Annotated in this window: 1 pseudogene; it reads right to left on the reverse strand. The window is 66.5% G+C overall.

The features are described from left to right. Position 1: 1 nt before the first annotated feature. A pseudogene (locus IEX05_RS15140) lies at positions 2 to 857 on the reverse strand (IS5 family transposase). Between the last annotated feature and the right edge of the window lie 92 nt (positions 858 to 949).

Genomic DNA, 949 nt, shown 5'->3' on the forward strand with positions numbered 1-949 from the left:
CCTAGGCCGTGTTGATCAAGTCTGATTTGATCCAGATGAGCGTCGCGGCGAGGCTGACGGCGGCTCGGTAGCTGCGGAGGAGCTTGTCGGAGCGCATCGCGATGCCGCGCCACTGCTTGAGCCGGTTGAAGCAGCGCTCGACGACGTTGCGGCCCTTGTAGCGTTCCTTCTGCTGTTCGCCGAAGTCGATCGGCCGGCCCGGCTTCTTGCGGCGGTGCGCGACCTGGTCATCACGCTCCGGGATGGTCGCCGCGATACCGCGGTCGCGGAGCCAAGCACGGTTCGCCTTCGACGGGTACCCCTTGTCGGCGAGCACCCGGTCCGGGCGGGTCCGTGGCCTGCCCTTCCCGTCGCGGGGGACGCGGATGTCCTCGAGTACTGCGGTCATCATCGTGGTGTCGTTGATGTTTCCGCCGGTGATCATCATCCCCAGCGGCCGGCCGCGACCGTCGCAGACCAGGTGCAGCTTGGTCGTCAGCCCGCCACGGGAGCGTCCGATCCCGTGATCAGGCGGCTCGAACCACGGATTCTTGTGATTCGGCAGAGCCCCCTGTGTCCCGCTTCAGGGTCGCGCCGTGCTGATGCACACGAGCGATCGTGGAGTCGATCGAGACGACCCAGTCGATCTTCCCCGCGGCGTCGGCCCGCTTCTGCACCTCGGCCAGCAGCTTCTCCCAGGTGCCGTCCACGGCCCAACGGTTGAACCGCTTGTAGATCGAGTTCCACTTCCCGAACCGGTCCGGCACATCCCGCCACGGAGCCCCGGTGCGGTACTTCCACGCCATCCCCTCGACAGCCAACCGATGATCCGCCCACGGCCTCGACCTCCCGGACGCCGTCGGCATCAACGGCTCCATCACGGCCCACACCTCGTCAGAGATCTCCTGTCGCGTCACCGCTTAAGACTCACCGAGCCGGGAGCGAAACCTCTTGATCAACACGGCCTAGC

Source organism: Microbacterium nanhaiense, assembly GCF_014646015.1.
In the GTDB taxonomy this organism is placed as follows: Bacteria; Actinomycetota; Actinomycetes; order Actinomycetales; family Microbacteriaceae; genus Microbacterium; species Microbacterium nanhaiense.